We start from the raw sequence: 15925 nt of genomic DNA on the forward strand, positions 1-15925 counted from the left end.
TGTTAACAGTATTATAAGGAAAGCAGCATTTGAATACTAAATCTAAGATGCTTGTGCGTTTAACAAAGAGTTGTTTTTGAATAAATTGCTAAGTAAAGTATAAACTTAAGTTGGATTGCAGGGTGATTGATAAACATAACTACTTAATTATAAGAGTATTGTAGTTATGCTCTGTTCTAAGAAGGTTGTGACTGTATCAAAGATGTAGATGATTCAACCTTAGTTGAAAACTGAAGGTCTTGTAAATATACATTTGGGGGTAAGTTTTATATAATTTATATAAATCAAAGGTTTATAGATAAATAATCGTATAAATAATAAAATAAATATTGAATCTAAGATGTTTGTGATGGTATCAAAGATAAAATAAGCTTTCAGGCCTTCAAAAATTCGAAAAGTGGGTGTAAACTTGTATTCAACAAGTCGCAGAGACAAACAAGAATTTCTTAAGAGGAGCTGGAGAAAAGAGAACAACAATAGAGAATAGCTTCTCGTGTTAAACACAAAGAAAAAAGAACGTTGGGGGTGATTCGTAAATCCTATCTAAATTTGGCTTACCCTGAATTTAAGTAGGTAAACCCTCCCCATTCAGAACAAAGCCCCCAACTTTTTAATTTGTAGTTTTTAATACCCTCGCCATTAAATCCCCTATCTACTTTTTGGTAGGGGCTTCTTTTTTTTGTACCTCTAATTATATACAACTTTTTAAAAAAATTCCACAATTGTATTTAAATTTAAATACTTATCTAAAACTAGAATTGGTAATTTATCACTGATACAAGCAGTAATAGCTTAAAAGGTGGGAAGTGGCTGATATTAGGTTTTAATAGAATTTATATCGTATAAATAAGCTTATACGTCCCCACTAGGATTTGAACCTAGAATCTCCGGCTTAGGAGGCCAGTGCATTATCCTGTTATGCTATAGGGACATAATTAAAACAAGCAACATTATAGATAGAGAAAACATAAAAAGCAAATGAAAGCTCAAACTGCATGAATTGCATCGATTAAACGAGTAACTGCTGTAATTTCAATGCCTTCTATCGCTTCCTTCGGTAAGTTGGCTTTAGGCACAATTGCACGCTTAAATCCATGTTTTGCAGCCTCTCGTAACCTCTCTATTCCATTAGGAACTGGGCGTATTTCACCTGCTAAACCGACCTCTCCAAACACCACTAAATCCTGTGCTAAAACCGCATTTTTAAGGCTAGATAAAATAGACAATATAACCGCTAAATCTGCTGCTGTTTCATTAATTCGAACCCCGCCAACAATGTTAACAAAAACATCTTGATCGTGGGTTATAACTCCTCCGTGCCGACTTAATACGGCAAGTAACATTGCTAAACGATTTTGATCTAAGCCCACAGTCACGCGCCGAGGATTGGGTGTATGCGACTCATCAACCAAAGCTTGCACTTCGACAAGCATCGGGCGAGTACCTTCTCTCGTTACCATCACAATACTGCCTGAAACCGCTTCTTCATGTCGGGATAAGAAAATGGCTGATGGATTATTAATTTCACGCAAGCCTCTATCGGTCATCGCAAACACGCCTAATTCATTAACTGCACCAAAGCGATTTTTTATTGCTCTTAATACTCGAAACCGGCTGCTGCTATCTCCTTCAAAATACAAAACAGTATCCACCATGTGTTCTAACACTCGCGGCCCTGCTAATGCACCATCTTTAGTGACATGACCAACTAAAAAAATCATTGTTTGGGTTTGTTTAGCAAATCGAACCAATTGCGCTGCACTTTCACGAACTTGTGCTACACCTCCTGGAGCTGATTGCAATATATTGGTATAAACGGTTTGAATCGAATCCACGACCATCACCCGAGGTTTTTCTTTTTGGGCAACTTGAATAATTCGCTCAATTTGGGTTTCAGTAAGTAATTTGACACGGCTGACATCTAAATCCAGACGTTGTGCCCGAAGGCTTACTTGTTGAGGGGATTCTTCACCTGTAATATACAAAGGTGCACTGTTCGTCGCTAAGCCTAATTCGGATACCGTCTGCAATAACAAAGTTGATTTACCAATACCAGGATCACCACCGATCAAAACAACTGAACCTGATACTAAACCACCACCAAGCACTCGATCTAATTCAGATAATCCACACGAAGTACGGGCTTGCTCTTCTGTAGCCACTGCATTGAGTGAACACACTTGTGATTGCGTACCAGCGTAACCTACAAAACGACTATGTTGAGATGTTGGAGCTTCTTCAACCGTTTCAATTAAACAGTTCCACTCATTACAGTCTGGACATTGCCCATGCCATTTATAAGTAGTTGCCCCGCATTTTTGGCAGGTGTAAGCTGTTTTTTTCTTTGCCATTGATTATTAAGCCTTGAGAAGTTCTAAACCAGTATCATTGAATAAAAAACAAACATAGCATATTGAGAGATCACAATGGAAATTGCTACTTTTGCAGCAGGATGTTTTTGGGGCGTTGAGGCGACTTTTCAAAGTTTACATGGCGTACAACAAACACGGGTTGGCTATATAGGCGGCTCTCAACCTAATCCCAGTTACGAGATAGTATGTTCAGGCAACACGGGACATGCAGAGGCAATCGAAATTGTTTATGATGAAAATACAATTGATTATGAAACATTATTAAGTATTTTCTGGCAAAATCATAATCCGACAACGCTGAATAGCCAAGGGCCTGATAGAGGGACACAATACCGCTCGGCTATTTTTTATCATACTTCAATTCAGGAGCAATTGGCCACTTTATCCAAATTACAGCTAGATCAATCTGGTGTATGGTCAAATCCGATAGTCACGGAAATTGTAGCAGTAGCCGAATTTTATCCAGCAGAAGATTATCATCAACGTTATTTAGAAAAACGCGGGATGCTCAGTTGTCATCTATAAAAGATGTTTAGCTAATATTAGTATAAAACATACCTATAATAGCACCAGCCATACAAGTAGCCAGCATGCCAGCAATGATGGATTTAATAACTTAGTTCCGCAATTTCAATTCTACGTTGTGGAGCTAGTGTTCCTAAGCCCCCAATCATAATCCCTAAACTACCAAAATTGGCAAAGCCACATAGCGCATAAATCATAATTAAACGGCTGCATTGGCTCAACTCTTCATCCCATGCTAATTGAATATAAGTAATAAATTCATTGAGAATGGTCTTGATCCCCTCAACCCAAGGTATTCCCATCAACCATACTATATATAGTCAATCCTGGTTTATGTGTTGGACTGGCAGTCCTTTTATACTTTAAAATAAAACGACTATATCAATGACATCAGCCAACCAAGTACACGTTGTAATGTGAGTGGCTCATTTGCAACTTGAGGCAATAAACCAAAGACTTGATTACTGAGATGAATCAGCGCGACAAACACAATCAGCAGTGCAATCATATTGAATAGCAATATGTCTATTTCATAATGAACTGGCATCATATTAGGTTTGCTACAATTTTGAAAAGATGATGATGTGATTCATTGGCTCAACAATATAATGCAATGCTACAAGCTGAGATAGATTTTGGATTTAAGATGGATAATAACAAGGGTTCAGGCATTTTTAAAATATATATTAAAATTAATTGATTAAAAAATAATAAGGCGAATTATAACTTATTAAAATATTTTGAATTTTCTAAAAGCCATCCCAAATGTTGATAATAACAGCCTCTCGATTTTTACTAGAAATACCCCCATATAATAGCCTCTTTATCTGTATACTAGCGATATTTTTCTAGTTTATTGAGGCCTAAATTATGCAAAGTGCATTATTTGCGCTCCTGAATCATCGATTGTTGCATTTTTTGTTTATTATCTTAGCTATCATCGGTGTTTATGGGCACACGTTAGATGTTCCATTCTATTTAGATGACTTTTCCTCTATTCAAGAAAATCCCATTATTTACCAATGGCAAGGTACAATTAAAGAGCTATGGCAATTTGCACCGATGCGAACAGTTGGCTATTTAAGCTTTGCATTGAATTATCAAGTACATCAATTTCAAGTCGATGGCTATCATATTGTTAACATCAGTATTCATGTTTTAGCCAGTTTAGCAGTTTGGGGATTATTATTAGGATTAGTCCGCACACCTGCTTTAAAAGACCAACTATCACCCGCTGCACAATTATGGCTGCCGCTGATTACGGCTTTATTCTTTGCATTGCATCCATTACAAATTCAAGCTGTCACTTATGTGGTACAACGCTTGGCCTCGCTCGCAGCCTTATTTTATATCTTGGGAATGATGGCCTATGTTTATGCCCGGTTAACCTCCAATATACTGCCGCGCTTATCATGGATAAGTTTGTTAATTGTCTGTATGAGTTTAGGTATTCTCACCAAACAAAATACAGCAACTTTACCATTTAGCTTATTACTGATGGAACTTGTTTTTTTCCCACATCACTTGCGTCGTTTACTGATTATTGGTGGTGTTGCAATGGCCAGTTTAGTGGGGATTTGGGTGATGCTTGCCTTAGCATTTCAATATAATCCATTCTCTTTGCAAGCAATGGAAGCCTTGACCAAAGAAACAACTGCCATATCCAGAGAGTCTTATTTAGCCACACAATTCAATGTATTATGGACTTATATTAAATTATTTTTCTATCCCGTTGGAATGCAGATTGATTATGATTATCCAATTACTGAAACCCTATTTAATCCTCAAACCTTACTTGCACTTGCGGGTCATTTAACCTTATTAATTATTGGATTTTTCAGTTTACGACGCTGGCCTATCATCGCATTTGGGATTTTATTTTATTACTTATCTCATGCTGTTGAATCTAGCGTAATTCCTATTCGGGATGTAGTGTTTGAGCATCGTACTTATTTACCTAATCTTGGCTTATTTGCCTTGTGTGCTTGGGTGTTAGTGGTTCAAGTGCCACGCTGGTTGGATAGAAATACCGCTATTCTTTTAGTATTAGCCATCACAATGACTTTAGGCACGATGACTTGGATGCGTAATCAAGTTTGGCGCAATCCAATTGCATTGTGGCAAGATAATGTGGAGCAATCACCATCAAAAAAACGGGCATGGGTGATTTTAGGAAAACATTTGATTCAAGCTGAACGTCCACAAGAAGGGATCAAAGCCTTATTACGTTCTGGAACAAAACTAGAAAATCCTGATGGTTCAAGTAGTACTACTTATTCTGCTGAAACATTATTAAACCTAGTGGTTGCCTATAAAAAGCTTAAACAGTATCAACAAGCATTAAATATTATCAACCAAGTCATCAAAAATCCAAGCATCGATATATTGAACCGCGCTAAATTTCATATTAATCGAGGCAATATTTATTATGAGTTGGAACAATTTGGCGAAGCTGAAAAATCTTATTTAACCGCGCTTCAGTTTTATCCTAACAGTATTTCTGCACGTGCCAATTTGGCCAGTATTTTCGCAGCAACAGGACGTTTACAAGAAGCTGAAAATACATATTTAGATATGTTGATTATTGATCCGCATAATACGGTTATTTTGCAGAATTTGGAGAAAGTGCGCCGAATGCGTTAATAAGTTATCTTATTTTAAGAACTTAAATTGATCCCCGAAGGCTAAAGCATCGATTTTTATCCAATACTGAAAAATAGCTTTGTGCTTTCTCAGCGTCATAATGATGCCTTGAGTATAATGGCATATCGCTTTTTACCTTCTTGATGGCAAATTGATTATGTCTACATCTAAAAAAATCCTCAAACGCATTGATAAACTGCTGGCTTTTTTCGAGAATCAGTTTTCACATGAAAATGACACGCCTGATTGGGAACATATTTTAGCGTGCCGTTGGCGTAAACAAGAAGGACACGGCTATTTTCATCCCATCAATAATCCACATCAAATTCAATTAAAAGATTTGCAAGATATTGAACATCAAAAAAATATTTGTGAACGCAATACAGTTCAATTTCTACGCAAAAAACCGAGCAATAATATTTTACTCTGGGGTTCTCGTGGTACAGGAAAATCTTCGTTAATCAAAGCATTGCTTAATCAATATGCTGACAAAGGCTTACGCTTAATTGAGGTTGATAAACAAGATTTAATTGATCTACCTGATATTGTCGAAACCCTGCAACAACAGCAATATCGGTTTGTTATTTTCTGTGATGACTTGTCTTTTGAACACGATGATGCCAGTTATAAAGCCTTGAAAAGCATATTAGATGGCTCACTCAGTGCCGCACCAGATAATGTGTTGATTTATGCTACATCCAACCGTCGCCACTTAATGCCTGAATATATGAGCGATAATGTGCAATCCAAACATGTTGAAGGCGAATTACATCTCAGCGAAGCGATTGAGGAAAAAATTTCATTGTCAGAACGATTTGGGATTTGGCTGTCATTTTATCCTTTTAAACAAGAAGAATATCTTGAGATTGTGGAATATTGGCTAAAAGAGCTAGGTTTGACTGAATACGACAAAGCGGCAATGCAAAAAGCGGCATTACAATGGGCATTGGCACGCGGTTCTCGCAGTGGGCGTAGTGCATGGCAATTTGCTCGAGATTGGGCAGGACAAGAAATATTTTTACATTCGGAATGTTGATTTTGCATAGAAACGATTAAACTATCAGATTCGGATGCAATGAATCAAAACAAGGAGAAATCAATGGGATTTTTGGCAGGAAAACGTGTACTTATTGTGGGTTTAGCCAGTAATCGTTCAATTGCATACGGCATTGCAAAAGCCATGCACCGTGAAGGCGCGGAATTAGCATTTACTTATCAAAATGAAAAATTAAAAGATCGCGTAACCAAAATGGCGGCGGAATTTAATTCTAGCATTATAATGCCTTGCGATGTTGCGAGTGATAATGAAATTGCAGCGGTTTTTGAAACATTAAAACAATCGTGGGATAAGCTTGATAGCATTATTCATTCTGTGGCATTTGCACCGGGTGAGGAGTTGAAAGGCGCGTATTTAGAAAATGCAACCCGTGAAGGCTTTTTAACTGCGCATGAAATCAGTTCTTACAGCTTTTCAGCCTTGGCCAAAGCTGGCAAAGATATGCTATCAGAAAATGGTTCAATGTTGACTTTAAGTTATTTAGGCGCGGTGCGTTCAATGCCAAATTACAATGTGATGGGTCTTGCCAAAGCCAGTTTAGAAGCCAACGTGCGTTTTATGGCGTATAGCTTGGGTGAAAAAGGAATTCGGGTGAATGGGATTTCAGCAGGGCCTATTCGTACTTTAGCTGCTTCAGGCATCGCTGATTTTAAGAGTATGTTGGATTATGTGAAAAATCGCACACCATTGAAGCGCAATGTTACAACTGATGAAGTGGGTAATACTGCTGCATTCTTATGTTCTGATTTAGCGTCAGGCATTACAGGTGAAATTACTTATGTAGATTGTGGATTTAGCACCACTGCAATGTAGTTTTTTCAGGAGCATGAGTATCTTGCTTGTGCTCTCCTCATGTTGTCTTATCTCCTTCAATTTCTATCTGTTCAACACTTTGGGCAGTTTTTAAATCATTCTAGCTATGTTTTTTAAGTACTTACATACTGGGTTGAATTAAACCAAACGGTATTCATGGTTATCAACAACAATAGTTTGATTAACCCTTTCTTAAAGTTAAAGCCTCACTTACACATGTAGATGGGGCTTTTTTGTTTTTAATAGATGTAGAAATTCAAAAAATTTTAGATATTCAGCAAAATAAAATTGAAAGTTGTCAGTCTTAATTTTTAAGACATTGCCAATATGCCTTGTTGACTATTCAAAGTAGACCGTTTTTTACTGGATAGTCAATTGTTCTCTAAGTTTAGCTGTCTATATTTATCAAATTAGGATAAATCATAATGAAATGGTGGGAATTGTTTTTATTCAAAATGCCAGATAAACATCACAACTGGTCGCTCAAATTTTACCTCCATCTAATTATTTAATGATGATGTTAAAAATAAGCAATAGATTTCTTCGTCTTGAATAAAGACAAGAACAAAGAGGGACATTGCTCCTTAATACTTCGACGAGTAATAAAGAGTGTCCCATTTTTAGACTCAATACATAACCACGAGGTTTGATATGTCTAACTCAACATACCTGAACATAGGAGTGCATCATGTCTGCATTAAGCTTAAGCAATAATCATACTTGCTGTCCACCTAAAAAATTGACTCAATTATCTAGTTATCTATTTATTTGGAGTTTAATTGCTATATTCCTTAGCTTTTTTCCTATAGCGGGTAGTGCCAATGATGAAACGCTCATTGTTGGTGTTGTTTTTCTCGATGCTAATGGAAATGGGTATTTTGAAGAAGGTGAATCTGTCCGAATGGGACATGATGTCTATTTAGAAGATTTAACTCTTATTAATCAAGGTAAAGGGGGTAGCTTCTATACGACAACTGATGAAAATGGTCAATTCTACTTTAGAGTTCAAAGCATTGGTGATTATGAAATTTCCACTGATTTATTGGATATGCAATTAACCACGCCATTCTTTGCAGAGGAGTTTATGCCACCACATAAAATTTCTGTGACAAAACAAGGTGAAACAGTTCAAGTTTTATTTGGTTTATCAGGCGATACATCTGGCGATTTGTTTATGAAAAATCGGGATAATAGCGTCATCATTTATAATGAGCAGTATGGTTTGAGAGCAACGCCAAAGGCAGAAGGTCATGATGCAAAAGCGCTGACTCAAATGGAAACTCAACAACTAGATATCGAATCATTCACGGGAGCTAATAATGCAGCAGAAATTTTTCTTGCACCAAACGGTAGCACTCTATTAGGTGGTGGAGACGATAATACAAGAAGAACTCGCGCTGATAATGATAATTTTACAGTTATAGTTGGGCAAAACGTGTCTACCACAGGCTCAGAAAATATCTTCAATGTTAATAAAAATCCTGATGGTAGTGTCTCGTTAGTCAATAAACAATATCCAACGGTGACAACAACTTTAGGGGAGAATGGTAGTTATACAATCACTGATTTAGAGTTTCCTGATCATGTTGTCAGTGTAGATGATAATGGTAATTTTGTTGTTTCAGATAGTGAATACCCTGACGCTTCTTTATCTGTTTCCCCAGATGGCACTCAAATAGTTCAAGATAAAGAATTTGAAGGTGTTTCGCTGCTCTTAAATGGTGACGATAATTATACAATTACAGATGAGGAGTTTCCTGATTTAGTTGCTACTTATAACCCTAATGATGAAAGCTATGTTGTTACTGATACAGTTGAAAATTTAACCGTTTATATTGATAGTCAAGGTAACTATACCGTTGTTGATAATGAAAGCGGTACTTGTATAGAAGTAACTAACTTGCGGTGGGATATTCTTAAGAGTATCGGTAACTTCATTAATAAAATAGCTAAATTCGTCGCTAAAATAGCTAAATTTGTCGCCAAAATAGCCAATTTCATCAAAAAAGCTTTACCCATCATTACCAAAGTCTTAAAAGTTGTCAGTATTGTTACCGCAGTATTAGCTCCTATTTTTCCACCTCTATGTCCTGTCTTATGTGCAATTTCTGCCTTTACAGGAAAACTTGCAACCTTCTTGGAAACCAGCTCTCCAGCAATTAATGCCTTTTTAGATAAGACAATTGATATTGCAGAAAAAGTAGAAAAAGGTGCAAATAAAGTTGCTGCTTGGACAGAGCCAAAAGACGAGGATAAAAATACTAAACGAGCTATTCGGCGTATTCCACGTAACTCATTGGATACATTGAATTGTGAACCTCCTCCAACATTAGCATTGGATTATCTTGTGGGAGCTGCACATGATTCTTATCATATTCTAACTTGGGCTACGCTTGCTGAATTTGGTAACCAAGGATTCAATATTTGGCGTACAACCAAACTTGATCCATCAGGTAATCCAATTAATTTAACTCAACTTAATGCTGAAATGATTGCTGCCCAATCTGATACTCAATGGGGGACAACTTACAGCTTTAAAGATGAGCAAATTTCTGCCAATCAAACTTATTATTATGTCCTTGAGAATATTAATTCTGAAAGCGTTACAACTAAATATATGGATTTCGTTGCAACAGTTCAGTCTGCTTTAGTTAGCAAACCTATATGTTTATTATATGGTGTGCAAGATGAAGCTCTTAATGATAGCCAATTTTTCGTACACGACCTTGTGGAAAATGTAACTCGCAAATTAGGAGAATTACATCAAGGTTATGATATTGAAGCGATGGCTATTCACCCAATCACACAGCAGATTTTTGTGGCATCAGGTGATAATGCACAAGGTAGTCCTAAAGGCTATTTGTATCAGTTCAACCCAGAAACAGGTGACTTGATTGCTATTGGTACAACTGGATTTAAAGGTGTAACCAGTTTAACTTTTGATGCGACTGGTGATGTATTGTGGGCATGGGCTGAACATGATGGTTTAGGACAAATCAATTCAAATACGGGCGAAGGTACACTTATCGCTCCATTCTCTTTTAAAGTTGGTGATTTACTTTGGAGTGCTGATAATTCATCGCTGTATGCCTCTTTTGGTTCACAGTTATGGCAGTACATTCCTGCAACAGGTGAATCACAAGTACTTTGCTCAAACTTACCTTATAAAACAGAAGCTTTAACCAAGTTACCCCTTGCCATTTCTTCAGAAGGGTATTTGCTACTTGGTTCGCATCATACGGGCTTCCAATTACATGCGTTTGATGTAACAGATTGCAAATCTGTCATAACGCGCGATGTTGAAATGCCTTTCGATGATGTTGAAGGATTAGCAATTTCTGACAAGGCGTGTGTCAACTATTAATTTTTATCCATTCCAAGTGAGATAACCCATTTCACTTGGGCTTTTTTAATATCATTATTTTAGGAGAATCAATGATGAACATTTTATCGTTGAAGCACATCATTGCCTCAACTGTACTGGTAGGGGCACTTTTCAGTCACTCTGCTTCAGCTTTGCTAATTAATAGCTCTGCTGAGCAAACAGGTACAGAAGGCGTGAATGTTAGTTTTGGTGGAGCTAGCGTTGGTGTTGGTTATATTAAACGCTGGACAACAAGAGAATGTAAAAGAATATTGTTCATTAAAAAATGTAAAACTAAACATCACCAATCTGATGAAATTCAGATAAACTCATTAAGTTACACATGGAATTTTGGGGATGGAGATAGTTCTTCAGGGAGTGTTTCTACAGGTCGTAGCTATTTTAAAGATGGAGATGACAATTTATTGATTCACGTACCTGCTCCACAACATGCCTACTTTGAACAAGGACTGTATGAGGCATCTCTAACAGTAAAAGCAAGTGGTAATTCAGATACCAGAAATACAATGGTGATGGTTAGACCATCTGAGATTATATCATCTACTGCTAATGTGTGTGATAGTACTAAAGCGACAGCTATTTCTACAAGAACTCGTGGTAAATGGACAGGAAAATGGAGAGACCAAAATGGCTTTCTCAAAACAGTACAAGATACTGATATTGTCCTTATTAAGAAAGGGCATACTGTTCAATTGCCTGAAGGTAATCAACAACGCATTCAGGTAGCAGGTTTATGTATTGAGGGTTCACTTGCTACTGCTCGAAATAAAAACGCTAACGCATCTAACCATGTAGTACTGACTGCAAATGTTATTCGTAATAAGGGTACAATTGAAACATCTAATGGTGTTACTGGTTCAATAATTGGTAATAATTATTACAATGCAACTGATGCAGGTACTATTAGCATTTTTGCAGGTCGTTTTATCAATGACGGCATTATCGATGCAAAACGTGGAGGAGATGATGAACCTTATTCTTATTATGAAACTGGCAGCGGGGTCATAAATGCTTGGGGTGGCGACGGTGGTCACATTGGTATTTTCCCAAATGAATTTATAAACTCAGGCTCATTGTCTGCTGGTGCAGGTGGTGATGCAACTCTATTCAAAAGTTGGTCTCAGTTTGTTTATGGTAATGCGTATGCTGGACATGGTGGTGCTGTTCATATATCAGCTCGGAACTTAAATGAATCTGAAAGTTCTGGTAATTTAACAGCAGGCTGTGGTGGTAGTGCAGAAGCTGTTGGCGGTTGGAAACAAACGGTGAAAGTTAAACAAGCAGGATTCTTAACTTCTGCATCATTTACAGGAAATTACTCAGGAAAACTATTTGACGTAGCAGGAGGTCATGGTGGTAATCTCAGTATCAATCTTAGCCATCTGGGTGGTGCTGCTGCAGGATGTGAAGGTCAAACTTACAATCATACTGAAGTGTATCCAACTGAATATATTCGTTATGAACCAACCATATTAACCGTAGATGAAACAACTCGTTTAACGAATGCTAATACTATTTATATCTACGCTGGCGATGATGCTGAAGTAGATTTGCGTAGACTTGCTCCTAATGCAGTGCAAGCACACAAAAATATCGTATTGAGTGTAGGTGAAAACAGCACGATTGATTTACGTGGTGTAAGCAATAAAGTATTCCAAGCTGCTGAAAAAGTAGAAGTCTATGCAGACAATATATTACTTGATGATGGTGTCACTATGGAAGATTTAGCTGATGCACCAGAAGTTACGGTTAGTCCTAGCAAAATCTTATACTTTGCAGATTTACATTATCAAGCCCAAGCAAAAAGTCAAGCAAGTAGTGTATTGCCAGTTCAAGTCACAATCTTAAATAATGGTCCCAAAGCAGATACCTATACAATTGCTGCACAAGATGGTAAAAGCTGGCTTAGCCCAACATATCCAACAGAAATTAATGTAAATGGTTTACGTCGTTCAGATGTTATCTTTAATCTAGGCTTACCGGGGCTTACTAATGAGCAATCAGAATTAACAGTCACGGTCACATCTCAATCTGATCCAACAGTTAAAAAACAAGCGATTATTCGAGTTGGTGTTGAACAACCTGAAATTATTACGCCACGCGATGGTAGAAAAGCAGATGTATCCATTGTATTAGATGCTCATTATCTCATCGAAGACAAACTTGATGATGTTGCTGATAGCTTAACAAAACTATTGATTGCTAGAGGTTCTATTTCTCCAACTGATAGCGAACTTGAAGATTGGTTAAATCAATTTACTGAAGAAAATCCGCCAACTAAAAACGCTTACCTAGAGTTCATACAGCAATTTCAACCCGAAGAGCCACCAACATTACCCATTATTGAGTTAATTACATTTGCTAATAATGTAGCAACAACACGGGTCGTAACTGATAATTTAGGTGAAGTTATTGGGCGTATTCGAGCATTACAAACATCTGAATCAGATACATGTGACTCGAACTCAGTTGAAGCAGTCGAATATGCCGCAACAAACCTTAAAGAAGGTGCTCATTTATTCTTAGCAACAGCGACTAATCCAACTAAGGATATGGATGCGGTTATCCAAACGCTTCAACAAAACCTTATTAAAACGCATGTATTACTTGCCAAACCATGTGATGAAAGTTCAAATTCTGCTTTAGCCTATCAAGAATTAAGCGAAGAAACAGGCGGCTTTTTCCTTGTCACAACTCAAGATAGAGAAAGCGACTTGGCTATATTAGACCATGTACTTAATATGACAGTGAGTACAGGAAAGTTCTCTGCAAGCGGTGCAATCTTTGACGAGCAAGGCAATCCTCTTGTTGGTGCAAAAGTTGAAGCTGGCGGTATTATCACAAAAACTGATGAGAATGGTGAATGGTTTATCACAGGCTTACCAGAAGAAGAGCATACATTAAAAGTGAATATGAATGGATATGTATTTGAACCTATCAAATTTATTACTAGTCATAATTCACCAGAAGTCACGATTGCTGTTCCAGCTCCACGCTCTGCGCTTGATGTTACAATTGAGAGACTGCCTAATATCGTAGAACAAGGCGAACCTTTATTGACTTATTCCACAGTGATTAGCAACAAAGGTCATACAACTGCAACAGGTATTCAATTAACGCAGACATTATCTACAGGTCACGCCGATGTACATGTTGAAACGCAAGGTGGTACATGTAGTTATGATGGTACTGCAAATATTAGTTGTCAATTGAATAATTTACCTGTTGGACAAAATTGGGTAGTTGATACACACACACTACCAACTCAGACAGGTACATTAACAACTCACGCAAATCTTACTTCTCAGCAGTATCCTGAAGAAGATGATACCTTGCAAACTCGTGTATATCCTTATTTCAGAGCGGTTACATGGGCATCTCCAAGTCCCACTCTATTAAATGGTAATTTTGTTTATACAATGCGAGTTATCAATGGTAAATACAGTACAGCTATTGCAGAAGATGCAGTTGTTAAACTTCAATTACCTAATGGTGTTTCCTTTATTAGTGCAAACCTTGGTGAACTTGGAAATTGTGGGCATAATGCAGGTCTTGTGACATGTAATCTCAATCCTATTCCTGAAAATAGCACCGCAACTTTTTACATTACAGCAAAAGCAACTCACACGGGTACACAACAGCATACTGCGGAAACAACAGCTAAACACTTTGACTCTGTCACTAGCACAGGAAAAGTAACTGTTATTAACCCTGTGACGACGTTTGACAGTGCCGATATTATGTTCTTAGTTGATACCACAGGTTCAATGGACAATGACATCCAAGCTGTTATTGAAGCCTTAACTCAATTAACTGATGAACTTGATAACAATGGCAAGCAAGCACCTAAAGTGGGTGTGATTTTGTTTAAAGACGAAGTGACTGATACGATTGTTACGGATAATTTAGAATCAGTCATTCGACTATTGCAAAATATCAAAGTCAGTGGTGGTAATGATAAATACTTCTGCCCTGAAAATACAGTTTCTGCAATGATTCAGGCTGTCAGTTTAGTCAATAACAATGGACGGATTATCCTTGTTACAGATGCTTCTGCTCATCCTGATACAGATGCAGATGAATCTTTGACCGTAATGAAAACCAAGAATGTTAAATTTGATGGCTTTTTGACTGGTGATTGTGTTACAGGTAATTTATCTGGTCAATTAACACGTCGTCGTACTCGTAGTGATGAGGCATTACAATGTGACTCTACTCTTGCCAGCGAAGTTGCCAGTGCCAAACAAGTCTACGGATGTATGGCTGAACAAACTGATGGTATTTTGGTCGATGCTGAAGGGGTTAAAACTGGTGACATAGGTGCTATTGATGAATATGTGACTCACATGATGGGCGCGCTACAAGAAGTTGTTGAGCAAGTTAATCCAGAGCCAATTGAAACACCTGAAGATACTTCTATTAATACAGGTACTGATAACAAAAATGTCAAAGATGATGGCAAAGGTAGTGATGATGGTAATGAGGAAGGGTTTGAGCCTACCAACCCCGAAACAGGCGTATTCTTACCTCCTCCATTAGCTGATGCTTACTGGATATTCGTTGGCAGTCCAAATGGACATATTGTTAGCCAACCAGCAGGTATTGATTGTAATAAAGGTGAAGGACAATGCTTCTATTACTTCAAACGTGGTACGCAACTTAAATTGATTCCTCAAGCTCCAGCTGGTCTATATTTTGATAGTTGGACAGGTGATCTCGGTTGTGAAGACGGTGAATTTACTGTAACTGGCACTAAAGGATGCGGTGCAATCTTTTACGGTATTCGTGGTTATCAACAACCATAAAATTTAACTAACTCCAAATAAGAAGCCTCTTTTACTTTACGTAATAGAGGCTTTTTTATTGTGCCAAATAAAATCCCTTTGTTTTATACTAATTTAATAAATAGATTTATCTCATAAAATTTAAAGAATGCTTATAATGAAAGCCATAGGATATAGATATAGATATAGATATAGATATAGATATAGATATAGATATAGATATAAAAATATAATACTCCTTCTTATATTAATACCTTAGCCATGCTTTTGAAAAATAACGTAACCTGTTTATTTTTTATAAAAAACTGGTATTTATTTTAAATCAATTACTTATCCTGTTATAGCG

Annotated in this window: 9 protein-coding genes and 1 tRNA gene; 6 read left to right on the top strand and 4 right to left on the bottom strand. The window is 37.2% G+C overall.

The window, feature by feature from the left end; translation table 11 throughout:
* Positions 1-857 precede the first annotated feature (857 nt).
* Together ABXH34_RS12730 and radA are read right to left on the bottom strand one after the other, a co-directional pair.
* Positions 858-931, bottom strand: a tRNA-Arg gene (locus ABXH34_RS12730).
* 55 nt (positions 932-986) lie between these two features.
* Positions 987-2351 carry a DNA repair protein RadA gene (radA, locus tag ABXH34_RS12735; RefSeq protein ID WP_353572265.1) on the bottom strand — a complete coding sequence of 455 codons (1365 nt, stop codon included), beginning with the start codon at positions 2349-2351 and terminating at the stop codon, positions 987-989.
* Between the two features lie 75 nt (positions 2352-2426).
* Here radA and msrA point away from each other — a divergent pair, with 75 nt between their 5' ends.
* Positions 2427-2897, top strand: coding sequence for a peptide-methionine (S)-S-oxide reductase MsrA (gene msrA / locus ABXH34_RS12740; protein WP_353572266.1), 471 nt, complete (start codon positions 2427-2429; stop codon positions 2895-2897).
* An 83-nt stretch (positions 2898-2980) separates the two neighbouring features.
* On the opposite strand, the gene ABXH34_RS12745 is transcribed toward msrA, so the two are convergent.
* Positions 2981-3199, bottom strand: a complete 219-nt coding sequence (locus tag ABXH34_RS12745; RefSeq protein ID WP_353572267.1) for a nucleoside transporter C-terminal domain-containing protein — start codon at positions 3197-3199, stop codon at positions 2981-2983.
* Between the two features lie 74 nt (positions 3200-3273).
* Positions 3274-3447: a hypothetical protein gene (locus ABXH34_RS12750; RefSeq protein WP_353572268.1), complete on the bottom strand. Its 174-nt coding sequence runs from the start codon at positions 3445-3447 to the stop codon at positions 3274-3276.
* 320 nt (positions 3448-3767) lie between these two features.
* Between ABXH34_RS12750 and ABXH34_RS12755 the strand changes: the two genes are divergently transcribed.
* The 5 genes from ABXH34_RS12755 (at position 3768) to ABXH34_RS12775 (ending at position 15600) form a co-directional block, all read left to right on the top strand.
* On the top strand, positions 3768-5540 hold the full coding sequence (locus tag ABXH34_RS12755; protein ID WP_353572269.1) for a tetratricopeptide repeat protein: 1773 nt from the start codon (positions 3768-3770) through the stop codon (positions 5538-5540).
* Positions 5541-5697: 157 nt separating this feature from the next.
* The gene (locus tag ABXH34_RS12760; protein WP_353572270.1) at positions 5698-6576 is read left to right on the top strand and encodes an ATP-binding protein; all 879 of its coding nucleotides are present in this window, start codon (positions 5698-5700) and stop codon (positions 6574-6576) included.
* A gap of 63 nt (positions 6577-6639) precedes the next feature.
* Positions 6640-7410: an enoyl-ACP reductase FabI gene (locus ABXH34_RS12765; RefSeq protein WP_353572271.1), complete on the top strand. Its 771-nt coding sequence runs from the start codon at positions 6640-6642 to the stop codon at positions 7408-7410.
* A 688-nt stretch (positions 7411-8098) separates the two neighbouring features.
* A complete protein-coding gene (locus ABXH34_RS12770; RefSeq protein WP_353572272.1) occupies positions 8099-10774 on the top strand; it encodes an NHL repeat-containing protein in 2676 nt (891 codons plus the stop codon).
* Between the two features lie 71 nt (positions 10775-10845).
* Positions 10846-15600: a VWA domain-containing protein gene (locus ABXH34_RS12775; RefSeq protein ID WP_353572273.1), complete on the top strand. Its 4755-nt coding sequence runs from the start codon at positions 10846-10848 to the stop codon at positions 15598-15600.
* Positions 15601-15925 lie beyond the last annotated feature (325 nt).

The organism is Candidatus Albibeggiatoa sp. nov. BB20, assembly GCA_016744725.1.
Classification (GTDB): Bacteria; Pseudomonadota; Gammaproteobacteria; order Beggiatoales; family Beggiatoaceae; genus Albibeggiatoa.